The sequence below is a fragment of the Streptomyces sp. NPDC021356 genome (genome assembly GCF_040641015.1).
Classification (GTDB): Bacteria; Actinomycetota; Actinomycetes; order Streptomycetales; family Streptomycetaceae; genus Streptomyces.
In genome coordinates this window covers 103,050-126,021 of sequence record NZ_JBFACU010000008.1, presented here as the reverse complement: position 1 = coordinate 126,021, position 22,972 = coordinate 103,050, and the positions used below count along the sequence as shown (strand labels likewise).

Genomic DNA, 22,972 nt, shown 5'->3' with positions numbered 1-22,972 from the left:
TAAAGTTGTGACATGGCTATACCTCCTGTCGTGGTCGTCGACCCTCCTCGCCCTGCCCGTACGCGCAGGCAGCGCGCCGAGATGTTCGCGGGGCTCAAGGACTCCGTGCCGGTCGGGCTCGGTCTGTTCCCGATGGGGCTGGCCTTCGGGATGCTGATCACTCACTCCGGATTGCCGTGGTGGTCGGCGCCGATGTTCTCCGCCGTCATGTACACCGGCACGCTGGAGTTCCTGCTCATCCCGATGCTGCTGGCGGCCGCGCCGCTGGTCACGGTCGTTCTGACCACGCTGTTGGTCAACGGCCGGCACACGTTCTACGCGTTGTCCTTCCCCCTGCACCGCGTGGAGGGCCGCTGGGCCAAGCTCTACAGCACCTTCGCGCTCAGCGACGAGGCGTACGCCATGACCACCAGCGGAGAGGCCCGTACTTGGTCGAGCACCCGCCTCGTGTCCTTCCAAGCGTTCAACCACGCGTACTGCGTCGTCGGCGCGCTGATCGGCGCCCTGGTCGGCTCGCTGATCCCGCCGCGTATCACGGGCCTTGACTTCGCCATGACCGCGCTGCTCGTCGTCCTGGCCCTGGACGCGATCCGTGACCGCCGTCACGACCTGCCCACCCCGCTCCTGGCCCTGCTTGCCGCGCTCATCGCCCGCCTTGTCACCCCCGGCCAGATGCTGCTCACCGCGTTCATCCTGTTCACCACGGCCCTGCTGGTCCGTTACGTCGTCGCCCGCCGGGAGCCCGTCCGTGCCTGACACCCGCTATCTGATCGCCGTCGCCGCTCTGTGCTGCGCGATCACCTGGGGGCTGCGCGCCCTGCCCTTCACCGCTTTGAAGCCGCTGCGCTCCAGCCAGACCTTGCAGTTCCTCAGCGCCCGGATGCCCGCCGGGGTGATGGTGATCCTGAGCCTGTACACCCTGCGCACCCTGCCCCTGACCGAGGTCCGGGCGATCGCACCGCTGGCAGCTCTGGCGGTCACGGCCGGGCTGCACCTGTGGCGCCGTAACGCGCTGCTGAGCGTGTTCGCGGGCACCGCCGTCTGCGTCGCCCTCTCCAGCACCTTCTTCGCGCCATGACCGGCCACCTTTGCCCCGGGCCCGCGACCGCCGCGCGGGCCTTCCGACGAACGCGGGCGCCGCAGGTGCCCGCACCAGAAGAAGAGGATCTCTCCCGTGCTCGACGTCGCGGTCAAGGTCGCGGTCACACCGCTGCTGATCGGCGGTGCCAGCCTCGCCGGGCGCCGCTTCGGCCACCGCATCGGCGGCTGGCTCGTCGCCCTGCCCCTGACCTCCGGACCCGTCGCCTTCTTCCTCGCCACCGACCACGGCCCCGCCTTCGCCGGACGCGCCGCCATCGGCATGCTCGCCGGCACCATCTCCCAGCTCGCCTTCGCCCTCGCCTACCAGGCCCTCGCGCACCGGGGCATCACCGGCGCCCTCGCCACGGGCTGCGCCACGTTCACGGCGGCCACTGCACTCCTGGCCCCCCTGGACTGGTCTGCCGTCGCTACCTTCATGCTCGTCCTGGCCGTTCTGGCCGCCGGGTTCGTCCTCACCCGCCGCACCGCCCCCGCCGCCGAGCCCGTCGAACCGGCCGGCCCACCCGGCTGGGACATCCCGCTGCGCATGATCGTGGCCACCGGGATAGTGATGGGCATCATCGGCCTCGCCCCGGTCATCGGGCCGCATCTGGCCGGCCTGCTGTCCCCGTTCCCCGTGTTCGGTGTCGTGATGGCCGTCTTCACTCACCGCGCCCACGGCCCCGGCGCCGCCAGGGCCGTGCTCGACGGCCTGGTCATGGGCCTGGCCGCGCCCGCCGTGTTCTTCCTCGTCCTCGCCCTCGCGCTCCCCGCGATCGGCCTGACGGCGTTCGTCGCCGCCGCGATCACCGCACTCGCCACACAGGCCGTGACCATGTTCGCCATGCCGGGCGACGACGCCGGCAGCGTCACTGCCACGTGAGACCGGCCGCGGCCTCGGTCTCGAACCGGGCCGTCAGTCCTCTTCCTCGTCGTCCTCGGCGGCGTCCGGGTCGCGGAAGGGACGCAGACCCTTGACGTGCTGGTCCATGCGCGAAGGCCCGGCCGACGGCGGTTTCTGGGAGTCGTTGCAACACGTGGTCGTGCTGATCAGGCCGCGAGCAGTTTATGCAGGCGCTCGGCTGGGGTTTGCCAGCCGAGCGTTTTGCGTGGGCGGCGGTTGAGCTGGTCGGCGACAGCGGCCAGGTGCTCGGGGGTGTGGACGGACAGGTCGGTGCCCTTGGGGAAGTACTGCCGCAGCAGCCCGTTCGTGTTCTCGTTCGAGCCGCGCTGCCAGGGGCTGGCGGGGTCGCAGAAGCAGACCGGGATGTCGGTGGCGAGGGTGAACTCGCCGTGCCGGGCCATCTCGCTGCCCTGGTCCCAGGCCAGGGACCGCATCAGCTGGGCGGGCAAGGTCTGGACGGTGGCTGTCAAGGCGGCAAGGACGGCCTCGGCGCTGTGCTCGCCGGGCAGGTGCAGGAGCATCACGCGAAGATCTTTCGGCACCCGGCGGTGGTGAGGGCGTCGAACTGCCGCCCCAGCTTCTGCCCGCCGGTGGAGACCCGGGCGTATCCGATCTTGATTTCGGTGCGGACGAGCGGTTCGGCGACGAGGAGGTCCGGTTCGCCGGTCGGTTCGAGGGCGGTCATGGCTCCGGATCACGTCAGAAAACGGTGGTCCGGGGTTGTTGAATGCTCCTGGTTTCTGAAGGGGTTTTTGAAGGCTCTGCGGGGTCCGGGCGGTCTCGCGGGGTGATCTTCAGGAAACGAAGGTTTTTTGAAGGTCGATGCCGGTCCGAGGGGGACCGGATCAGGCTTCCTGATGCACTTTCCGCGCCGCGTAGGCGGCGGGGGTGAGGCCGGTGTGTTTGCGGAAGAAGCGGCCGAAGTCGGCGGCGTCGGGGAAGCCCAGGTGGGCGGCGACGGCGCGGGCTGTCCAGCCGCTGTGGCCGAGCAGTCGGCGGGCTTCGAGCAGCCGGCGTTCGTCGATCACCTGCCGTGCTCCGGTGCCGGCGGCGGCCTGTGCGGCGCGGGTGAGGGTGCGGACCGAGCAGCCGAGCAGGCGGGCGTAGGCCTCCACGTGGTGCAGCTCGCGGAAGTGCAGTTCCAGCGTGTCGAGGAATCGCTGATGGACCGTGGCGCGCCGGCCACCACCGCGGCCGTTGGACTGCGGCGGGGTGCTGCCCGGGCTGTGGGCGAGGCGGAGCAGCAGGGCTTCCAGCAGGTTGCGCCGCAGGGCGTGGTGGAGGTCGAGGGGGCGTCGTCCCAGGGCCCGGTGTTCGTCGAGGAGCTGGAGGGCGGTGCGCTCGGCCCAGGGGGCGTCATCCGGGTGCGGGTTCAGGACGGCGGGTGAGTCGTGCGCGGTGACGGTGGTGAGCAGGCGGGCTGTCTCGGCGCGTAGGACGTCCGGCTCGAACAGGATGAAGGGGCCTGTGGCGGTGCCGGGCGGGTGCCAGCACTGGGTGTGGCCGGGCCGTACCCACAGCCACTGGCCGGGGGTGACGGTGCGGGTGATGTGGTCGACGTCGTGCTCAAGGACGCCGGAGGTCACGAGGATGAGGTAGTGGAAGGTGGCCCGGCCGGGGCGGGGCGGGTTCCACGGCCAGTCGTCGTGGTGGGCGTGGAAGTCCTCGATGGTGGTGACTTCCAGGCTGTACGGGGTGCCGACCGGGGGCTGGAAGCCGTACAGCGGAGTGGGTGCGCCTGAGGGAGGACCGGTTGCCTCGGGCCTGCCCGCCTGTCCGCTACTGACCATCATGTGTCCGTAGTCTACCGCCCGGAATGCCCGACCTCAGGGAATCATGGCTGGTGAGGCCCGGTGAACCGGGACGCCGACGCCGCACGGCGCCGGGGATACACACCAGGAATGCCGGGCGGACGCGGCCGGTGACAGCACCCCTGAAAGGGACATCAGATGAGCGTCAACAAGGAAGAAATCAGCAAGACCGTCATCGAGCTGGAGAAGTCCTTCAACGAGCGGTGGAGCGTTGGCGACAACCGCGGCTACCTCGACGCGTTCGCCGAGGAGGTCAGCTATTTCGACCCGATCCTCAAGAACATCCTGGTCGGCCGGGACAAGGTCATCGCATGGATCGACTCCATCTACTCCAACCCGAACATCGTCCGCAACGAGTACGTCAACCCGCAGGTTCACGTCAGCGACAGCGGTGACCTCGCCGTCCTGGCGTACAACCTGAACACCTTCGTCCTCGACGAGAACGGCAAGGAGGAGCAGCTGCGCGCCTGGAACGCCACCCACGGCTACGAGCTCATCGACGGCCGGTGGCGCATCGTGCACTCCAACTGGGCCTTCGCCCAGACCGTGACGGAAAACATCGCTTCCTGACCGGGAAGGACCGAGGGGACGTCAGGCCGCCTGTGCGCCCCTCTGCGGCACAGCAGGGGACTCCTCATGAGCGTCTCGAAAGAGGGGTCCGGGACAGCGGGCGTGGCGGTCTGTCAAGGGCGGGGCCCGCTGTACATGGAGCAAGGAGCTGAACATCATGAACGGCAAGAAGCTGCAGCAGATGGCCGCCGAGTGCGCCGAGGGCCTGCCCGGCACCGCACTGGAGCACCCCTTCGGTCCGGAGTGGGACGTGCACAAGGTGCGTGGCAAGGTCTTCATGCTGATCACCGACGTCACCGGGGAGCCGATGGTGATCGTCAAATCCGTCCCCGACGAGGCGGCGGCGCTGCGCGAGCAGCACCCCGAGATCACCCCCGGCTACCACATGAACAAGAAGCACTGGATCACCCTGGAGGGCGGCGGATCCCTCGACCGCGGCCTGGTCGAGGAGCTGGTGACCGATTCCTATCTGCTGGTGGTCGCCAATCTCCCGAAGGCGCAGCAGCCGGTGGACCCGGCAACCTTCGCCGGGCGTGACCGGACCCAGCGATGACACTCACCGGGGTGCGGCTGCAGCAGGCGGCACGCCGCGCGGCCGATGCGCTGCCCGGCACCAGTAGCGGGCGCCCGTTCAGCGAGAAGCTCGATGTCTACAAGGTCGCCGGGAAGGTCTTCCTGATCGTCACGGACGACCCCGACGAGCGGATCATCACGGTCAAGGCCGATCCGGAGGAGGGACGGCGCCTACGGGACTCGTATCCCTCGATCACCGCCGGGCGCTACCTCGACAAGACGCACTGGGTCTCCGTGGGTGCCGGCCCGGGCCTCACCACCGCCCTCGTCGAGAACGTGGTCACCGACTCCTACGACCTGGCACTCGGCTCGGCTCCCCGCAGCCGGCGGCCCGAGGGAGCCTGACCGCCACCCGAGCACCGGAAGAAAGACACTGTCATGCCCAAGACCATGCACGCCATCGTCCTGTCCGGACCTGTCGCCCCTGACGAGCTCACCGTCACCGACGTGCCCGTTCCTGAAGTACGTCCCGGCTGGGTCCGTATCCGCGTCAAAGCGTTCGGGGTGAACGAGTCGGAGGTGACCAGCCGTAAGGGCGAATCCGGCCCGGACTTCACCTTCCCCCGCATCCTCGGCATCGAGGGGGCCGGCATCGTCGATGCCGTTCCGGAGGGCAGCAGCCTTCAGCCCGGCCAGACGGTGGCCACCATGATGGGCGGCATGGGCCGTGCCTGGGACGGCAGTCACGCCGAGTACTCCCTGGTCCCCGAAGGCCAGCTCATTCCCTTCGAGACGGATCTGCCCTGGGAGACCGTGGGCGCCCTGCCGGAGATGTTCCAGACCGCCTACGGCTCCCTCACCACCGGGCTCGGCCTCCAGCCCGGTCAGACGCTTCTCATCCGGGGCGGCACCTCGACCGTCGGCCTGTCCGCCGCGACGATCGCCAAGGACATGGGTGTCACCGTGCTGTCCACCACCCGCAGCCCCGACCGCGCCGAGTTGCTGCGCGAGCACGGCGCGGACCGTCCCTTCGTGGACGACGGCAGCCTCGCCGACCGCGTACGGGAACTGTACCCAGGCGGCGTCGACGCCGCCCTAGAGCTGGTTGCAGGGCCCGCCCTGCCCGACACCCTGCGCGCGGTCCGCCCCGGCGGCACGGTCTGCTTCACCGGCGCGCTGTCGGGCGAGTGGACCATCCCCGACTTCAGCCCCTTCGCTGTCATCCCCACCGGAGTCCGGCTCACCGTGTACGGCGGAGAGGCCACCGACCTGCCTCCCGCCGTCTTCGACCGCCAGCTGCGGGCCATCGCCGAAGGCCGCCTCAAGCCCGCGATCGCCAACATCTACCACGGCCTCGGCCAGGTACCCCAGGCCCACACCGACCTGGAAGCCGGCGGCACGCCGGGCAAGCACGTCGTCGTCCTCGACTGACGGCACGAAGCGATCCAACCGCTCGGGCCATGCTCCTCCACACGAGTCGGCAGATCAGCCGGCCCACCCTGAGAACCCCGCCGATCGCCCGCACGATGCGCGACCGCCAGATCACCGGGGATTGCACGGCGGTCGGCATCGACCGGATCGACTGGTCCCGATGGCGGCGTCGGCACCAGGCACGAGCCCGACGCTGTCATTGCATGCGGCGCGGGCACCCGTTGGTGGGACGGCCAGCTCAAGACCGTCCCACGGTTGCCGACCCCCCGCTACACTCCCCACCGCCAGGCCGTTGACCAGCACAGGTACAGAAGTCCGGCTGGAGTACCAGGGATCACGGATCGCCTGTGGACAGAGGCGGGCGCCCGCGCAGGTGATGGGTGCTGTCGGCGCCCGTCCGTACGGTGGGAGGCATGACGGATGTCCTCCGCTCCCGAGCCGGTGCCGGTGCCCATCCGGGTGCTGCTGCCCGGCGACCAGGAGGTGGTCGCGCACCCCCGGCGCCAGGCGCCCGATGGCTGGCGGTACGAGGTGGGCCTACCGGCGTACCGCAACGGCCCGAACGCGTTTGATCTCGTCCGCTTCCCACTGCCACGAACTCCTGTTGCTGACCGGCACACTCAACTCCACGCGCCTGCGGATGGTGTCCAGAGTTCATCGATCAATCGAAGCTGGACCGGTGGCTGTTCGGCGCCTGTCGCGCAGGAGTGGGCATCTGTGTCAGACCACGCAGATCACTTTGAGGCAGTCATGGGGGATTCAGCTTTTCCTGAGCCGGACATCGCTACTGTTTGCATGCAGGCCAAAACGCACAGTGTCGATCTGTGTGGACCGGTACAGGCGAGCAATGGGCAGGGCTCGGACCGTCTGTGATGGGCCGGGGCAGGTTCGGGCCGTGGCTCTGCTGCCACAGCAGACAGGAGTGCAGGGTGGCGACAGAAGAACAAGCAGCGCGAGAGAGCGGCGTTCTTGAGGACGGCAGCCGGGCGACACCCCCGTCACAGGAGGAAGTCGCCAAGGCGGAGGCGGCCCGCAAGGAGCTCGGCGTGCGGGGCTATGAGGTCTCGGTCAAGACGTTCTGGTGGGGCTTTGAGATCCACCTCAACGCTGAGGCGGCCGCGTTGGCGGGCGACATCGCGGAACTGATCGGTGACGTGGCGGGTGAGGCGCTGCCGTCGCCGATGAACAAGATCGTCGAGGCGTACTGCAAGATCAAGGCGTTGTGGATCAAGGAGGTCGGCAACACCTACGGCTGCAAGCTGGTCTCCCCCTGGATCGCTCCGGGCATGCTCATTCCGATCAGTCTGAAGCCCAACGAGGACACCAACTTGTGGTGGACGGTCTACGAGACCCGGGAGGAATGGAGCAAGGACGAGAAGTTCACCGCCCACCACAGTGCCTCGAATCCGGCGCTGGCCGAACATCAGGGCAAGCTGTACTGCGCCCACCGCGGCTCGCCGTCCGACTCCAGGCTCTGGTGGACGGTTTACGACCCGGACAAGGGATGGAGCGAGGACACTTTGTTCGGGGCCCATTCGAGCGAAGGCGGACCGGCGCTGGCCTCCTTCGAGGGGCGGCTCCACTGTGTGCACCGGGGCAGCGGCAACGACAAGGACCTGTGGCACACCACCTTCGACCCGGCCACGGGAAGGTGGAGCACCGACACCCCTCTCGGCGCACACTCCAGCTCCGTGGGCCCAGCCCTGGCGGTGTTCGGCAACGAGCTTCATTGCGTCCACCGGGGCAGTGACTCGGCGCACCTGTGGCACACCACCTGGACCCCCTCCACGGGATGGACCCGCGACGTCAGGCTGAACGTCGGCACCTCGGCGAACCCGGCCCTGGCGGTCTACGACGGCAGGCTCCACTGCGTGTACCGCGGCAACAACACCACCGCCCTGCAGCACATCAGCTACAGCACCAGCGCCGGATGGGGTACCGAGCGCCAACTGGACGCCCATCACAGTTTGGAAGGGCCGGGCCTGGCCGTGTTCGACAGCAAGTTGTACTGCATCCACCGCGGCCACGGCGGCAACGACCAGAAACTGTGGTGGGCCACCTACACCACCAACGGCGGCTGGAGCACCGACAAGGACTTCCCCGCTCACTCCAGCGGAGCCGGCCCCGCGGTGATCGCCTACCGCGACAAGTACGGGAACAAGAACCAGCTCCTCGTCGTCCACCGCGGCTACGGCAACCGCGCCGCCGGCACCGACACCGCCGAAGACGAAGCACGCCTCGCCGCAGAACAACGCGCATGGGCCGCAGAAGCGGCCACATCCTGATCTGAGCCCAGGACGATCCGGCGGAGGCTGCCCCAGGCGAGTGCCGGGCCACGGCCGGATCGCTCCTGCCACTGCACGCGACAGCCGTGCGAGGGAAGGACACCGGGCGGCAGTCCGGCCTATCGAACGATCTGCCGCACTTCCCTCTCCCGCACCCGCAGCAGCCAGGACTGTCCGGCATTGGTGAACTCTGCTCAGCCGTCGAACAGGCTGATCCGCGGCAGCTGACCGATGACATAGCGGCGGGCCTGCGCGCGGCCCTGAAGAACATAAGCACGGCGCGCACGCGGCTGTGTGGCGCCGTCTGGGACGCGCGGACAAGCAGACACTGACCGACGCGCTCGACAATCCCGACGGCGACGCTCTTTACCGCCGCCATGCCGCCCGCGCCGAAGCGGAGGAAGAACGGTGCCGGGCCGCTGAGCGGAAGGCGCGGCGTCCGGGTGCAAACGGTGCGGGCAAAAGTTCACCGACCGGCGGTGGGAGGAGACCACCATGAACCGCCAGGTGCCAAAGGCCGGTGACCTGGCCGTGTGCGGGACGTGCCGCGCCGACGACATCGCCCGCGAGAAGACCGCCGCCCAAGCCGCCCGCATCCACGCCGCCACCCGATTTGAGCCGGAGTACACGAGCCGGGCAGGAGCCGCGGCTGGTTCCGCCGCCGACCCTGACACGCCCAGATACACCACGGGCCCGGGGGCCAGCACGACCGCCATCAGGTCGCGGTGGGGCCGCGCGTCGCGCGGATCGGCCTGTTCTGGCGCAGTGCTTTCCAGTCGTCCTCAAGGATGGAGTACTGGAGCATGTCGTGCCAGATGCCATCGACGTGCGCGAAGTGCCGAAGTCGCGCTTCTTCGATGAATACACCGCTTTTGTCCAGGGCGCGGATCGCCGCGGTGTTGGTGGGCATCAGGAGGCACCACATGCGGTGCAGAGCGAGGCGGTCGAAGGCCAGGAAAGCGAGGAGCGAGCCGACCTCCGCACCGAGGCCGGTGTTGGTGTGGTCGGGGCCCAGGGCGATGCCGAACTCGGCGGCGCGGTGGTTGCAGGCGACGAATTGGTCGGTGGAGGGTGGGGTGAGGGAGAGCTTGGCGGTGCCGATGAGTTCGTCGGTGTCACGCATGACGACGCCGAGCCGGTAGAAGGTACGGGGGACCTGCCGGGCTCGCGTGCAGGCGTGGTCGATCACGGCACGTGCGCCGGCGGCGGTCAATGGCTGGGAGCCGTAGCAGCGGGTGGTGCGGGAGTCGCCGAAGATGTCCAGAACGGCGTCGGCGTCAGCGTGTTCCAACTCGCGCAGGCGCAGGACGGTTCCCTCCACCGGCACGAGGGGAGTGCTCGGGACGGACGTCGGTGGCGAGGCCGGCGCCTTGGATAGGGGCGTGTTCACGCAGCTGTACTCGGCTTTGCCGGGAAGGGTGGTCATCAGGGCTCCTCGCGGGTGTGGGACGGCTGGGCGGCGGCGGGCCGGCCGGGGTGGGGGGCGGGTGCGAAGAGCAGGCGGGTCATGGACAGGGGTCCGTACGAGCGCAGCCCGGGCACACGGTCAACCACAGGTGCCACCCGGCCCCACCACAGGCCCGCTCCACGGGGCACGCGCACCGGCAATGCGGCGGCCACCCCCGGGCAGGCCCGCAGTTCGCGCAGCCGCGTGGGTGTCATACCCCACGACATCGGCGGTGGCCGGTACCCGGCCGGATAGCGGAACCAGCCACGGACGGTGCCTGCGGCGAACCATGCCGGTGGGGTGTCGAACACAAACTGCGCCTGCGGAAAACGTACTGCGCACGCCTCCACCAGGGCCCGCACACGGTCCCAGGCCATATACATCAGCACCCCCTGTGCCAGGACGAGGACACCTTCCGAGGGGTCGACCTCCCCCGTCCACAGCTCGTCCAGGAGGCAACCGGTCAAAGTCCGGCACCGGTCAGTGTCCGGGAGTAACCGGCGACGCAGTGCGGCCGACTCGGCGAGTTCGACCCCCAGCCACTGCACCATGCCGTTGTCCACTCGCCAGAACTGCGTCTCCAGTCCCTCGCCCAGACAGACCACCGTGCCGCGAGGATGCCGTGCCAGGAAGGCGTGCACCTCACGGTCGTAACACCGCGCCCGCACCGCCATGCCCCGGGCCCATCCGCGGTTGTCCGTGCCGAAACGCTGCGCGAACGGGTAGTCCAAAGCCTCAACCAGTTCGATGGCCTTGGGGTCGGCCAGGCCGCATTCGGGATCGCGGGCTGCCAGGGAGCGGTGGTACAGCGTCCACAGCGCCGTCTCACCCACCGCGTCGGTCATCGGTTTCCACCCCAAGAAATCCACCGCCTCAACATGCCGCACCGTCTGTGGGCCGACCACAGAAAACTCGGACATGACGTAAACCAAACCACCCGAACGGATGGAAGGTTGCGGGCGTGAGGAGATCGACTTTACGAACTGCCGCAGGCCCAGCACTCCCACCCGACCCGAACGCCAAGACGCGGCAGCGCCCTTGCTCACGGGTTACCGGCTGTGGTCGGGGGCGTGGCAGAGACCGGCTTTCGGGAGACCCCAAAACCAAGATCGCCAGGTGCCCCTCGGGCAGGTGGCGGCCCGCGGGCCTCGGTGAGAAGCCGGAGCGTGATGACGGCCTCGGTCAGGTACGGCGCGCCCGCGAGCGCCCCGGGATCTTCGCTCGAGGCGCCGATCGTGCGGGTGTGGGACCAGCTGAACACCCACGTCTCCCAGAGCGAAGTCAGCAGCGGCGACCAGTGCGCAGGTGGATGCGTTCGCCGGACTTTCCGAAAAGGCTGAGCACTTCGACGTTGCCGCTGCCGACGGCGCCGAACCAGTGCGGGATGTTGCAGTCGAACTCCGCTGCTTCGCCGGCGCCCATGATGAAGTCTTGATCGCCCAGACGCACGCGTAGGCGCCCGCGAAGGACGTAGAGCCATTCGTGTCCGTCGTGGGCGCGCAGATGTGGTTGTCCGTCGTGGCCCGGGATGATCAGCTTGTAGGCGCGAGGTTCTCCCTGATGCCGTGACAGAGGGATCAGCACGCGCCCGTCCTTCTTGGCGGGCTGCTGGGGCACGCGCGGGTCGACGATCCGGGGCGCGGCGACGATCTCGTCGAGTGGGATGCCCAGCGCCGCGGTGATCGGCAGCAGCAGTTCGAGGCTGGGCTTGCGTTGACCTGATTCCAGCCGGGACAGCGTACTGGTCGAGATGCCGGTGGATCGCGCGAGATCGGCGAGGCTGACGCCCTTGTTGTTCCGGGCGCGCCGCAGCCGGGGGGCGATCTGTTCGATCACCCCGTCGACGGTGGGCTGGTCCTCCATGGCCCCAGTCAACCAATGTGTCCCGGAAACAGCAACGAAGTTTGCCGGTGTCGCGCAAACCTCCCGATCCTGTCCGTGGAGGTGATCCACATGGACACAACAACCTGGCCATCGGGCGAATCGGCGGCGGACACGGTGTGGGACAGCGTCATCGTCGGTGGCGGGGCCGCCGGCCTGTCGGCGGGGATCGTGCTGGCGCGAGCCCGTTTCGCGACACTGGTCGTGGACGGCGGCGCGCCACGCAACGGTCCGGCCGACCACATGCACGGGTACCTGACGCGGGACGGCATGGCACCGAAGGAGTTCCTCGCGACCGGGCAGGAGGAGTTCACCCGGTACGGCGGGAATCTGATGCGAGCGGCGGTGACCGACGTGCGTCCCGCCGAGGACGGTGTGTTCGAGCTGCGGCTCGACGACCGGCGTGTCCTGCGCACCCGGTCGACTCTTGTCGCCACGGGCCTGACCGACGAACTCCCTGGCGTTCCGGGCCTGTCCGCGGGGTGGGCATCCCTGGTGCACCACTGCCCTCACTGCCACGGCTACGAGGTGCGAGGACGCGCCGTCGCCGTCATCGGCAGCCCGATGGCTCCGCACTCGGCGCACCTGGCAGCTCTGATGCGCCGCTACAGCCCGTCGGTGACGTTCTGCGTCAACGGTGCCGAGATCGACACCGCAGGACGAGGACGCCTCGCCGCCTACGGTGTGCGTCTCATTGACGCGCGCGTCAGCCGGGTTGTGACAACCGCCGGCGAAGCAGCGCCGGTGCTGATCGAACTGGGCGACGGCGGGGCGGTGCCGTGTGAGGCGATCTTCGTCGGGACCCGTCCGGTGCCGCACGACGCGCTGCTGACCGCGCTCGGTGCGGATCGGGACCCGGTGGGCGGGCTGGTCTCGGTCGACGCCGCGGGCGCCACGTCCATCGAAGGGGTGTGGGCCGCGGGGAACGTGGTCAACCCGCGCGCGCAAGTCGTCGCGGCGGCCGGTGCGGGCTGCACAGCGGGCATCGCCATGACCAGTTGGCTGCTCGACCGTGAGCTGTCGGCCGCGGTCTTCGGCAACGGAGGCGCGAGCTGATGACCAGCAACCCGATCGAGACGTCCCGCCGCTCCACGAGACTGCCCGTTGGCGTGTACCTGCTCGCTTTCAGCCTGTTCGCCATGGGCAGCGCAGAGTTCCTGCTCGCGGGGGTGCTGCCGGCCGTGGCCGCCGATCTCAAGGTCTCGCTGTCCTCGGCGGGGTTTCTCATCACCGCGTTCGCGCTCGGCGTCGTAGTGGGAGGGCCGCCGTTCGCCGTGCTCAGCCTGCGCTGGCCCCGGCGCACCGCGCTGATGGCCACCCAGGGCGTGTTCGCGGCCGGCGTCGCCGCCGGACTGCTGGGCAATTACCAGGTCCTGCTGCTGAGCAGGGTGATCTCAGGCATCGCCTATGCCGGCTTCTTCGCCGTCGCGTCCGTGACCGCGATCAGCCTGGTCACATCGGACCGCAATGCCCGCGCCTCAGGGGTCGTCGTCAGCGGCCTGAGCGTCGCCATGGTCGCCGGCGGACCAGCCGGTACCCTGCTCAGCCACTTCACCCAGTGGCGAGGCGGTTTCTGGGCCGTCGTCGCCCTGACCCTCGCCGGGATCGTCGGCTGCTCGATCGGGGTCCCCGCCGCGGACACGGGCTCCCGCTCGGCGGCGCGGCCGAGTGTGTCGCGGGAGCTTGTCACCATCCGCACACCGCGGCTCTGGGTCATCTACGGGGTCACGATCCTGACCACGGCGGCATACATGATCACGTTCAACTACCTCGCGGCCATGCTCGCCGACATCACCGGCATGCCCTCGGTCTGGATCCCCGCGGTCCTGGCCCTCTTCGGAGTAGGCGCCTTCGCCGGCCTGTCCATCGGCGGACGCATCTCCGACCAGCGCCCGCACGTCGCGCTCCTCACCGGGGCCGTTGCGATCGCGGTCCTTTCGGTCACCATGGTCATCACAATCCACCACTTCTGGGCGGTGATTCCCACGGTGCTCCTGCTCGGGGTCGCTGCGTTCGTCCTGAACCCCGCGATCTACGGACGCGTCTTCGCCATCGCCGGCGACGCCCCGACGCTCGCTGGAGCCACGACGGTGTCGGCTTTCCAGCTCGGCATCAGCTGCACTCCCCTCCTCGCGGCAGCCGCGCTCGGCAGAGGCGCCGCCCTCACCTGGATCAGCCTCATCGGTGCGGTCCTCGCCGCGATCGCCGTCCCTCTCATCCTCGTGGACCGCACCGGGCTGCAACGTGCGGCCGCACTCGACGGGACCATCGCGGCCCTGCCAACCACCCGAAGGAGCCCACGCTGACACACCGCAACGTCCCCCTGTCCATCGAAGGACGGCCACGACTCGTCGAGCGCTGCCGTACAGGCCGATCGCACACGTGACGGCCGAGAGGGCAATCTCGCGGGCGTGCGCGTCCAGAAGGGTCAACGGCTGGCGCAGGTACGGGGACGTCGGCCTGCTGGACCGGTCGTCCTCGCCGCGCCGAGCCTCCTCGGCGACGGCCCGGTAGGTCAGCATGCGCAGATGGCCGTTGCCTCCGGCAGCACCGGAAGCGCCGCGACCTCCTGGCGCGGCAGCGTCTTCGACAGCGGCCGCAGCGTGGGGGCGTGGCTGTCGTCGGGGGCGACGGGTTCGAGTACGGCACGGTTCCGCGCCCCCAGACGCACGGTGAACGCACGACGCGGGCTCCCTTCGGCCCGTAGCAGCAACTCTGCTTCAGCGGCCCAGCCCGCCACCGCCCACGGCACGTCGTGGACGGTGAGCCGATCGAGCCGCGGACCCGGCGGGTCCGGCGGGTCCGGCAGCTCCGGCGGGCCCGCCAGGCCGGGCAGGTCCGCCAGGCCGGGCAAGTCCGCCAGGCCGGGCAAGTCCGCCAGGCCGGGCAAGTCCGCCAGGCCGGGCAAGTCCGCCAGGCCGGGCAAGTCCGCCAGGTGCGGCCAGGCCTGCGGCGCCCTCGCCAGGGGGCCGCCCGCACCGCACCGCACCGCACCGCCAGTTCCCCGCTCCGCCCGGCGTCCCGGAGATGCCGGTGCAGGTCGAGCCGGAAACGCCGGTCGGGATGCGGATGCGGATGTGGGTGTGGGTGTGGTTGCGGGGGCGGGGGCGGACTCGGGTGTGCGGGTGAGCGCGAGGTCGAGTATGTGTGCCCGTGCGAGTGCGAGTGTGGGTGTGAGTCGGAATACGGGGGCGGTGGATGGCCGGGGACGGCGTCCCTGCCCTCCGCCCCGGCCCACAGGGCCAAGGACATCCGCTGCCCGGCATCCGCCCAGGCCGGCGGTGTCCGCACCACCAGATGCAGGGGTGGGGCACCGGGGCCGCCGTAGCGGGCCAGGGAGACGGTGATGCCGGGCCTGAGCCGCCCGTCGGGGGCGATCCGGGGCATGTGCCAGCGCAGCAGATCCGGCGCCAGGCAGCGCAGGTCCGCACGGAGGCGGGTGGCGAGGTCGGTGCCGTGGCGGTCGCGCACGGCGCGCAGATCGAGGTCGACGTCGATCCGGGCGGCGGCGCAGGCCCCCGCCCAGTCACCGACCGCACGCCGTGCGGTCGCGGTCTCGATCACGGACGGTGGCACGGCGTACTCGCGCAGGCGCTGCCACATCGACAAGCGGGCGGGAATCGCGTTCGTGGAGTGAGGTGCCATCAGCACTCACCTTGCACGAACGATTCCCCCAATCCGTACGAGGAGGAGCTCTTCATCACCGGCACCCTAACCACCCCGGTGACGTTCTGTCAGTCCCGTTCCGCCGCCCCCGGCGAAACCTTCTGGAGACCTCCCGCCGCCACGGTCTTCAGCTCGTCCAGTGAGTCCCGCAGCAGGCGCGCCATCCCGCGTTCCTCGCCCGGTGCCGTCCAGCGCTCGAAGCCGACCTTGAAGACGGCGACCCCCGCCTCGGCGGCCAGGCTCGCGGCCGGCTCCGGCACGCCGCGCCCGCGCAGGGTCTCGGCGAGCGCGGCGGAGATCGAGGCGAGCTTGATCAACTCGCGCTCGCGCAGCTCCGCGTTCGCCATGATCACGGCCTGCCGTGTGCGCGCGAACTCGCGCCGGTCGGTGAACACCTCGCACACCGCTTCGAGCCCGGCCGCCAGCGCGTCGATCGGCGCCGCGGCCTCCGGAGCGCCGGCGACCGCCCGGGCGAACAGCTCCTCCAAGTGACCGGCGCCGGCGAACAGCACCTCGCGCTTGTCGGCGTAGTGCCGGAAGAACGTCCGTTCGGTGAGTCCGGCCCGCTTGGCGATCTCCGCCACGGGGGTCTGCTCGAATCCGCGCTCGCTGTACAGCTGCAACGCCGCCTCGGCCAGGCGCTCCCGCGCGTTCGGCTCCCATCTGCCCATGCCGCGGATTCTACGCGATGACAGTCACTGACATCGGATGCTAGGCTCGACGTCAGTAACTGACATCACTGATCCATCGACAGTCTGGGGTTCCTCCCATGCGCATCTTCGTGACCGGGGCGTCCGGCTGGATCGGCTCCGCCGTCGTTCCGCAACTCCTCGACGCGGGCCACCAGGTGGTCGGGCTCGCCCGCTCCGACGTCTCCGCCGCCGCGCTCACCGCCGCCGGGGCGGAGACCGTCCGCGGCACCCTCGACGACCTCGACGTCCTGCGGGACGCGGCCACCGCGTCGGACGGTGTGATCCATCTCGCCTTCAAACACGACATCGCCTTCTCCGGCGACTTCCGGGGTGCCGCCGAAGCCGACCGCCGCGCCGTCGACACCTTCGGTGACGCGCTCGCCGGTACCGGGCGCCCCTTCGTCCTCGCCAGTGGCCTGGCCGGCCTCGCGCCGGGACGGGTGGCCACCGAGCGGGACGTGCCCACACCCGACGGATCGGCTCCCTCCGTCCGGCAGACCACCGCCCAGGCGGTTCTCGCGCTGGCCTCGCGCGGCGTGCGCTCGTCCGTCGTGCGCCTCTCGCCGACGTGCCACGGCGAGGGGGACAACGGTTTCATGGCGGCCCTGACGGCCATCGCCCGCGCCAAGGGCGTGTCCGGCTACGTCGGTGACGGCGCCAACCGCTGGCCGGCCGTCCACCGGCTCGACGCCGCCCGGCTGTTCCGGCTGGCGGTCGAGAAGGCTCCCGCGGGTTCGGTGCTGCACGGTGCCGCGGAGGAGGGCGTCCCGATCCGCGACATCGCCGAGGTGGTCGGCCGTCACCTGGACATCCCGGTCGTCCCGGTGCCCGCGGAGGACGCCTCCGAGCACTTCACCTGGCTGGGCGACATCCTGAGCATGGACATCCCGGCGTCGAGCGCCCTGACCCGCGAACTGCTCGGCTGGGAGCCGGTGGAACCCGACCTCCTCGCCGACCTCGACAAGGGCCACTACTTCGGCACGCCGGCGGCCACCACCACCTGATCCACGCGAAGACGCCGTCCGCGGGAACCGTTTCCGGTCCCCGCGGACGGCGTCTGACGAGGCCGGTCCGCCCGGCATCCAGTCCGCGGTACGCACTTCACAGTCCGCGGTGCACAATTCGCGGTGCGCGGTCATGCGCTTCGCGGTGCGCGGTCATGCGCTTCGCGGTCAGCCGCTGGTCAGCCGCGGCGGCCCGGCGAGTCCTCCGCGGGCCGCTCCTGGCCGAAGCCAGAACCGGAACCGGAACCGGAATCCAGACCGGAGTCCGCGCCCGACCCGGAGGCGACCGAACCAGAGGCAGCGGCCGACCCGGAAGCGGCCGCCCCGGAATCGGTTCCGGTCGCCGTCTCCCTCGCCCGGTCCCCGTGGCCCGGCCACCACGCCGCGTGGCCGATCAGCGCGGTGAGGCTCGGGGTGAAGAACATCGCCATGACGAAGGCGGCGACCACGATGCCGAAGGAGACCGCGAAACCCATCTCCGTGAGCAGCGAGTTGCCGGCGAGCATCATGGTGGCGAAGGTCGCCGCCAGGATGAAGCCCGCCGCCGCCACGGTCGGCCCGGCGTGCCGCACCGCCATGCCGGCCGCCTCACGCGGTTCCCGGCCCTCGCGGGCCTCCTCGCGGAGCCGGGCGATCATGAGGATGTTGTAGTCGGTCCCGATGGCGACCACGAAGAGGTACATGATCACCGGGAGCATGAACATCAGTCCCGGCTTCCCCTGGCCGTCCTGGAAGATCCAGACGGTGGCGCCGAGGGTGGCGCCGAAGCCGAGCCCCACCGAGGCCATCAGGTACCAGGGAGCGACCAGGCTGCGCAGCAGCAGGCCGAGGATGATCATGATCAGGACGGCGGCGACGGGGAAGACCGTACGGTAGTCGTGGTTCACCGCCGTGTTGATGTCCTTGAAGATCGAGGACATGCCGCCGACGACCGCCTCGGTGCCGTCCGGGGCGTCGGAGTGCGCGACGTCGCGCACCTCGCCCACGGCGTCGAGGGCCTGCTCCGTGGAGGCCTCGTACTTGAGGGTGACGGTGAAGTCCGCGGTGGCGCCGTCCTTGCTGACCTGGCTCAGATGGGCGTCGGCGACGCCGTCCACCGCTGCGAGCTTCTTCGCGTAGGCGCCGAAGGCGGCCTTGTCCAGCGGCTTGCCCGCGGTGCTGGAGAGGTAGACGTCGGTGGGTGCGGCGGCGCCCGCCGAATACGCCTTCTGCATGTCGTCCTGGACGACCATGGACTCCTTGGTCTTGGGCATGGAGCCCGAGGCCAGGTCGAAGGTGGCCTTGAAGCCGAGGGTGCCGAGGGAGAGCGCGACGAGGACGAGGCCCGAGACGGCGGCGGTCAGGGCCGGCCGGCGCCGGACGCCCCGGCCGAGCGCCGCGAAGCGGGCGTTGTCCGGCTCGCGCTGCCACGACTTGGACGGCCAGAAGACCTTCGGGCCGATGAGCGAGACCACCGCCGGTATCAGGGTCAGACCCGCGACCAGGGTGACGCCGACCGCGATGGCCAGCGCCGGGCCCATCTGCTTGAGGAAGCCCAGGGTGGACAGCGCCAGGGCGAGGAAGGCGATGATGACCGCCCCGGCGGCCGAGGCGATGGCCTCGCCGACCCGGTCCACCGCGTTGATCATGGCCTGTTTGGGTTCGTCGCCTGCGCGCAGGCGTTCTCGGTAGCGGAACATCAGGAACAGGAAGTAGTCCGTGCCCACGCCGAAGAGCACGACGATCAGGATCGACGAGATCGAGCTGTTGGCCTGGAGGCCGAACAGCTTGGTGGCGTAGGCGATCAGTCCGTTGGCGATGGCGGAGACCAGACCGATCAGGACCAGGGGCAGTACGGCCAGAATCGGCGCCCGGAAGATGATCAGCAGCGTCACCAGGATGATCGCGAAGGTACCGATGCCGATCAACGCCTGACCGCGTTTGGAGGAGTCCTCCTGGTCGAGCGCCTGTGCGGCCGAACCGCCCAGCTTGGCGTCCAGGTGTGTGCCCTTGGCCAGTTCCTTGACGTCCGCCCGCAGCACCTTCGCCGCGTCGCTCTGTTCGGGCTGACCGGCCTTCTTGCTGTCCATCTGGACCAGCGTCATGGCGTACTTGCCGTCCTTGGACGGCGGGCCGGGGACGACCTTCTGTACCTGGTCGATGTGTTTCTTGCCCAGTTCGGAGGTGATCCGGGCGACGTCCTGCTTGTCGTCGGCGGTCAGCGCGCCGCCGTCGGTACGCCGGTACAGCGCGATGGCGGACGGGGTGAAGGCGCTGGGGAACGCCTTCTCCTGGAGGTCCGCCGCTTTGATGGACTCGTAACTCTTGGGCAGAAAACTGCTCTCGTCACTGTTCGAGGGCAGGCTCGGGGCGGTGGCGACGATGGCCACCGCCGCTATCAGCCACGCCACGATCGTCCAGACAGGATGTCGGACGACCATGTTCCCAATGCGTCGGAACATGCGGGAGGTCCTCCTGGGTAGGAAGATCACCGCAGCCCGGGGAGCGGACCCTGGCATCGGCGACCCCGGCCGGCGCCCATACCGTCGCGCACCGGCCGAACTGTTGTCTTGACCCCGATCGTAGTGACCGACTGTCAAGCTCGGTCCACCAGGCCCAGCTCGGACAACTCCGTACATGGAACGGACGATTCGGGAACGATCCGGATCGATTCGGAAACGGCCCCCGGGGCGATCCCGAAGGGACCCCGAAGCGACTCGGAAGCCACTCAGCTCACCAGACACCACCTGTCCGTGGGCGAGTTCGCCGCCGCGGTCGGCATCACGCCCGCCGACATCGCCGTCCTGAAGAACGGCCGCGCGAAGGCCGTACGGTTCACGACGCTCGACGCGATCTGCCGCACCCTCGGCTGCCGGCCCGCGACGTACTGCGCTGGGTGCCCGACGAGGGTGACCAGGGTGAGCAGCGTACCGAGGGAGCCGAGGGTGCGGACGGTGGCTGAGCCGTTCGGTCTCAGTCTCCGGCGTCGTAGGCCGAGGTGACGACGCCGGCCGGCTCGCCGGGGAACGGCCGTGTGCCGGTGAGGTAGGGCTGCCGGTCGGTCCGGCCCCGCAGGAAGCGCTCGAAGAAGGCCGTCACCCGGTCCGTGGTGATCAGCCGCTGCTCACGTTCCGTCAGGCGCGACTGGTCCTGCTGGTCCTGCGGGTCCTGGCCCCCGTACTGGGACCGGCAGGTGCCCGGCCGGACCCCGGGCACGGCGTCGTCCCGGGACGCCACCTGACCGCTGCTCGGAGACCACTGCCCGTTGTAGAAGTCGTGGTTGCCGCCGGTGAGCGTGTACTTGTAGATGGGCACCCGGTTGGCGGCGCGGTTCTGCTCGAAGAACGAACCGGTGTTGACCTGGTCGCAGGTGCCCCACATGACGGCGAAGGGCGTGCTGGTGACGGGATCGTTGTCCCAGGTGGCGGTGGGAGCGAGCGCGAAGGCGGCCTTGATGCCGACGCCGGCCGGCCAGTGGGCGCGGGAGGAGTCGGCGATCTCCTGCATGACTCCGCCGCCTCCCATGGAGTGGCCGAGCAGGCCTACGTCGCCCAGGTCGACCCGGCCGTGGAAGTCGGCCTTCACCGGGGCTCCGGTACGTCCGTCGGTGAGCGCGCCGCGCAACGGTCCGTCGCCCGAGCCGGCCAGCCGCTGCCACATCCGCAGATGTTCGTCGATGAGCGCGGCGCGGGCCCGGTAGACGGTGTCGGCCTGTCCGCCGGCCGTGGCGTTGATGCCGTTCGCGCCGACCGAGACGACCACGAAGCCGCGCCCGGCCAGGGCGCGCGCCAGGTAGTCGTACCCGCTGCTGCTGGGGATCTGGGCAGTGCCCGGGGCGCAGGGCCACGCCCACAGCCGGGCCGACGTCCGTTCGACGATCGCCTGCTGACGGGCCGCCTCGGCCTCGTCGCCCGCCTTCTCCGCACGGTCGCGGGCCGCTTCGGCGGCGGCGTGGTCGGTCTCGGCGGCGGCGTCGGCGCAGGTCTCCCAGGAGCCGTGCTGCATGAGGACCAGGGGGTGCCGGCCGGTGCCCAGGCGTGCCGGGTAGTAGACGTCGGCCGCGAGTTCGGAGCGGCCCTCGTAACCGAGCGCGGCCGGGGGCGTGAAGGCCTGGTCGCCGAGGTCGTAGCGGGCTTGGGCGACGGCGGTGGCGGGTACGTCGGTGAGGCGGGCCGGGGGCGGCGCGGAGGCGGTGGTCGCCGGTGCGGCGGTGGCGGGTGCGGTGAGGGCGCAGACGGAGAGGGCGGACAGGGCGGACAGGGCGAGGGCGCAGACCGGCGCCGCCGGCCGGGCGCGCCCGGCGCGCCGGGTGGGATTCTTCATCGATTCCTCGGTTCCTCGGTTTCTTGGTTTCTTGGTTTCTTGGTTTCTTGGTTTCCGGGGTTCTTGGGTTCGTTGCTTGATCAACGGGGGCTCTGGGCCGCCGCGCGCGGGGAGAGGGGCACGGCGGAGGGCGCCGGGGCCGGAGTCGGCGGGCCGGTCACGGAGGGGGTCGTGGCGGGCATCCTGGCGGGTGGGGTGGGGGCGTCCTGGTGGCGGTGGTCCAGCCAGAGCACGACGCCCGCCACGACCGCCGCGAGGGCGAGCAGCGCCGGGGCCCCGCTGCGGATCCGCCGCCACGCGGCAGCCGGCGCGACGGGCGGGGCGGCGGGAGACGCCGAGGGCCGCAGCCGGTCGGGCCCGACGAGCCGGGCGCGGGCGTCCAGGGCGGCCCGCAGGCGCTCCTCGACATGGTCGTGCCGGGCGGTGGTCATCGGGGGCCCTCCAGCTTCCTGCTCAGCGCGTCCAGGGCGCGACTGGCGGTGGACTTGACCGCTCCCCGGGACAGGCCCAGGGTCTCGGCGATCTGCGCCTCGCTGAGATGGGACCAGTAGCGCAGCACCAGGACCTCACGCTGACGCCGGGTCAGCCGGGAGAGGGCGCGCAACACCTCGCGGTGTTCCTCACGGAGCAGGACGTACTCCTCCGGCGGCGGGGCGGGACGCTCCCGTTGGAGGACGGCACGGCGGACGGTCCTGCGCCGTCTGAGCACGGAGCGGGCGGCGTTGACCACGCTCGTGCGCAGGTACGCCTCCGGGTCGTCCAGTCGTTCCAGAGCGTGCCCGTGACGGCGCAGCAGTGCCGTGAACGCGTCCTGCACCACGTCCTCGGCGGTGGGCAGGTCGTCGACCAGCAGGACTGCCAGGCGCACCAGAGCGAGTCGGCGGTGGTGGTACAGCCGGTGGATGTCGACTGCCTGGTCACGGTCGCGTCGGGGGGCGCCGGGGGTGTGAGGGGCGGTGGTGCTGTGGTTGTCGGCGGCGGGGGCGGAGAGGGGAGCGGGGGCGGCCGCGTACCGCTCGGGCGCGCGCCGGAACAACCGGCCGCAGGCGCGCAGGAGTGCGCCCGCGGGCGGGAACGGCAGCGGCCCGGGGAGACCCGCGGGTCCGGGCCCCATGAAGCCCATACCCACCGAGGCCCCAACTGTCCCCGCTGTCCCCGCGAAGTGTGCGGTCCCGGCCGTCCTCATGCCTGTCCTCGCCGGTCCGTGCCGCCCGCCGTGGCGCAGTGTGCGGGGGACGGCGCGAACGCGGTGGTGGGCGCGGGGGCGTACGCGGGCCCGCGCGGTGCGACATGGCGTGCGGACATGACGATCCTTCACTGGGGAACAGGGCCGAGAGGACCGGGTGGTCCGGGCCTCCATGGGCTTCAGACGTGCGGCGGGGGCCG

At 70.4% G+C, this 22,972-nt stretch carries 20 protein-coding genes and 6 pseudogenes; 13 read left to right on the top strand and 13 right to left on the bottom strand.

Going from position 1 to position 22,972, the window contains the following annotated elements; translation table 11 throughout:
• Positions 1-12 precede the first annotated feature (12 nt).
• The 3 genes from AB0G56_RS12920 to AB0G56_RS12910 all read left to right on the top strand — a co-directional run bounded on the left by AB0G56_RS12920 (position 13) and on the right by AB0G56_RS12910 (position 1,963).
• Positions 13-756, top strand: a complete 744-nt coding sequence (locus AB0G56_RS12920; protein WP_360967950.1) for an AzlC family ABC transporter permease — start codon at positions 13-15, stop codon at positions 754-756.
• Positions 749-1,078 carry an AzlD domain-containing protein gene (locus tag AB0G56_RS12915; protein ID WP_360967947.1) on the top strand — a complete coding sequence of 110 codons (330 nt, stop codon included), beginning with the start codon at positions 749-751 and terminating at the stop codon, positions 1,076-1,078. Before AB0G56_RS12920 ends, AB0G56_RS12915 begins: the two co-directional genes overlap by 8 nt.
• Positions 1,079-1,174: 96 nt before the next feature.
• Complete coding sequence (locus AB0G56_RS12910) at positions 1,175-1,963, top strand: hypothetical protein (RefSeq protein ID WP_360967944.1); 789 nt, start codon at positions 1,175-1,177, stop codon at positions 1,961-1,963.
• A 167-nt stretch (positions 1,964-2,130) separates the two neighbouring features.
• Here the strand turns inward: AB0G56_RS12910 and AB0G56_RS12905 are convergent.
• From AB0G56_RS12905 to AB0G56_RS12895, 3 genes and pseudogenes are all read right to left on the bottom strand, one after another.
• A pseudogene (locus tag AB0G56_RS12905) lies at positions 2,131-2,508 on the bottom strand (IS30 family transposase); the annotation flags it as partial.
• Positions 2,509-2,510: 2 nt separating this feature from the next.
• Positions 2,511-2,669, bottom strand: a pseudogene (locus tag AB0G56_RS12900) (recombinase family protein); the annotation flags it as partial.
• 160 nt (positions 2,670-2,829) lie between these two features.
• Positions 2,830-3,777 carry an AraC family transcriptional regulator gene (locus AB0G56_RS12895; RefSeq protein WP_360967941.1) on the bottom strand — a complete coding sequence of 316 codons (948 nt, stop codon included), beginning with the start codon at positions 3,775-3,777 and terminating at the stop codon, positions 2,830-2,832.
• Positions 3,778-3,933: 156 nt separating this feature from the next.
• Between AB0G56_RS12895 and AB0G56_RS12890 the strand changes: the two genes are divergently transcribed.
• From AB0G56_RS12890 to AB0G56_RS12870, 5 genes are all read left to right on the top strand, one after another.
• Positions 3,934-4,365: a nuclear transport factor 2 family protein gene (locus AB0G56_RS12890; RefSeq protein ID WP_360967938.1), complete on the top strand. Its 432-nt coding sequence runs from the start codon at positions 3,934-3,936 to the stop codon at positions 4,363-4,365.
• A 157-nt stretch (positions 4,366-4,522) separates the two neighbouring features.
• Positions 4,523-4,918, top strand: coding sequence for an MmcQ/YjbR family DNA-binding protein (locus AB0G56_RS12885; RefSeq protein ID WP_360967935.1), 396 nt, complete (start codon positions 4,523-4,525; stop codon positions 4,916-4,918).
• The gene (locus AB0G56_RS12880; RefSeq protein WP_360967932.1) at positions 4,915-5,283 is read left to right on the top strand and encodes an MmcQ/YjbR family DNA-binding protein; all 369 of its coding nucleotides are present in this window, start codon (positions 4,915-4,917) and stop codon (positions 5,281-5,283) included. Before AB0G56_RS12885 ends, AB0G56_RS12880 begins: the two co-directional genes overlap by 4 nt.
• Before the next feature lie 45 nt (positions 5,284-5,328).
• A complete protein-coding gene (locus AB0G56_RS12875) occupies positions 5,329-6,309 on the top strand; it encodes a zinc-binding dehydrogenase (protein ID WP_360968377.1) in 981 nt (326 codons plus the stop codon).
• Positions 6,310-7,238: 929 nt separating this feature from the next.
• Entirely contained in the window at positions 7,239-8,594 is a 1,356-nt protein-coding gene (locus AB0G56_RS12870) for a hypothetical protein (protein ID WP_360967929.1), read from the top strand.
• Between the two features lie 715 nt (positions 8,595-9,309).
• On the opposite strand, the gene AB0G56_RS12865 is transcribed toward AB0G56_RS12870, so the two are convergent.
• From AB0G56_RS12865 to AB0G56_RS12855, 3 genes are all read right to left on the bottom strand, one after another.
• Complete coding sequence (locus AB0G56_RS12865; RefSeq protein WP_360967926.1) at positions 9,310-10,020, bottom strand: GNAT family protein; 711 nt, start codon at positions 10,018-10,020, stop codon at positions 9,310-9,312.
• Positions 10,020-10,886: a class I SAM-dependent methyltransferase gene (locus AB0G56_RS12860; RefSeq protein ID WP_360967923.1), complete on the bottom strand. Its 867-nt coding sequence runs from the start codon at positions 10,884-10,886 to the stop codon at positions 10,020-10,022. Before AB0G56_RS12860 ends, AB0G56_RS12865 begins: the two co-directional genes overlap by 1 nt.
• A gap of 436 nt (positions 10,887-11,322) precedes the next feature.
• Positions 11,323-11,904, bottom strand: coding sequence for an XRE family transcriptional regulator (locus AB0G56_RS12855; RefSeq protein WP_360967920.1), 582 nt, complete (start codon positions 11,902-11,904; stop codon positions 11,323-11,325).
• 15 nt (positions 11,905-11,919) lie between these two features.
• Between AB0G56_RS12855 and AB0G56_RS12850 the strand changes: the two genes are divergently transcribed.
• From AB0G56_RS12850 to AB0G56_RS12840, 3 genes and pseudogenes are all read left to right on the top strand, one after another.
• The gene (locus AB0G56_RS12850; RefSeq protein ID WP_360967917.1) at positions 11,920-12,978 is read left to right on the top strand and encodes an NAD(P)/FAD-dependent oxidoreductase; all 1,059 of its coding nucleotides are present in this window, start codon (positions 11,920-11,922) and stop codon (positions 12,976-12,978) included.
• Positions 12,978-14,228, top strand: a complete 1,251-nt coding sequence (locus AB0G56_RS12845) for an MFS transporter (protein ID WP_360967914.1) — start codon at positions 12,978-12,980, stop codon at positions 14,226-14,228. The genes AB0G56_RS12850 and AB0G56_RS12845 overlap by 1 nt, the downstream gene beginning before the upstream one ends.
• Positions 14,225-14,406: pseudogene (locus AB0G56_RS12840) on the top strand (leucine zipper domain-containing protein); the annotation flags it as partial. The gene AB0G56_RS12845 and the pseudogene AB0G56_RS12840, both read left to right, overlap by 4 nt.
• A gap of 46 nt (positions 14,407-14,452) precedes the next feature.
• On the opposite strand, the pseudogene AB0G56_RS12835 reads toward AB0G56_RS12840, so the two are convergent.
• From AB0G56_RS12835 to AB0G56_RS12825, 3 genes and pseudogenes are all read right to left on the bottom strand, one after another.
• A pseudogene (locus tag AB0G56_RS12835) lies at positions 14,453-14,668 on the bottom strand (hypothetical protein); the annotation flags it as partial.
• A gap of 233 nt (positions 14,669-14,901) precedes the next feature.
• Positions 14,902-15,567: pseudogene (locus tag AB0G56_RS12830) on the bottom strand (hypothetical protein); the annotation flags it as partial.
• Between the two features lie 89 nt (positions 15,568-15,656).
• On the bottom strand, positions 15,657-16,259 hold the full coding sequence (locus tag AB0G56_RS12825; protein ID WP_360967911.1) for a TetR family transcriptional regulator: 603 nt from the start codon (positions 16,257-16,259) through the stop codon (positions 15,657-15,659).
• Positions 16,260-16,357: 98 nt separating this feature from the next.
• Between AB0G56_RS12825 and AB0G56_RS12820 the strand changes: the two genes are divergently transcribed.
• Complete coding sequence (locus tag AB0G56_RS12820) at positions 16,358-17,284, top strand: SDR family oxidoreductase (RefSeq protein WP_360967909.1); 927 nt, start codon at positions 16,358-16,360, stop codon at positions 17,282-17,284.
• A gap of 179 nt (positions 17,285-17,463) precedes the next feature.
• Here the strand turns inward: AB0G56_RS12820 and AB0G56_RS12815 are convergent, their stop codons facing one another.
• Positions 17,464-19,725 (bottom strand): MMPL family transporter, encoded by a 2,262-nt coding sequence (locus tag AB0G56_RS12815; RefSeq protein WP_360967906.1) that lies wholly within the window; start codon positions 19,723-19,725, stop codon positions 17,464-17,466.
• 231 nt (positions 19,726-19,956) lie between these two features.
• Between AB0G56_RS12815 and AB0G56_RS12810 the strand changes: the two are divergent.
• Positions 19,957-20,225: pseudogene (locus AB0G56_RS12810) on the top strand (helix-turn-helix domain-containing protein).
• An 11-nt stretch (positions 20,226-20,236) separates the two neighbouring features.
• Here AB0G56_RS12810 and AB0G56_RS12805 read toward each other — a convergent pair.
• From AB0G56_RS12805 to AB0G56_RS12795, 3 genes are all read right to left on the bottom strand, one after another.
• Positions 20,237-21,586: an alpha/beta hydrolase gene (locus tag AB0G56_RS12805; RefSeq protein ID WP_360967903.1), complete on the bottom strand. Its 1,350-nt coding sequence runs from the start codon at positions 21,584-21,586 to the stop codon at positions 20,237-20,239.
• A gap of 80 nt (positions 21,587-21,666) precedes the next feature.
• Positions 21,667-22,017 carry a hypothetical protein gene (locus tag AB0G56_RS12800; protein WP_360967900.1) on the bottom strand — a complete coding sequence of 117 codons (351 nt, stop codon included), beginning with the start codon at positions 22,015-22,017 and terminating at the stop codon, positions 21,667-21,669.
• The gene (locus AB0G56_RS12795; protein WP_360967897.1) at positions 22,014-22,700 is read right to left on the bottom strand and encodes a sigma-70 family RNA polymerase sigma factor; all 687 of its coding nucleotides are present in this window, start codon (positions 22,698-22,700) and stop codon (positions 22,014-22,016) included. Before AB0G56_RS12795 ends, AB0G56_RS12800 begins: the two co-directional genes overlap by 4 nt.
• Positions 22,701-22,972: the final 272 nt, after the last annotated feature.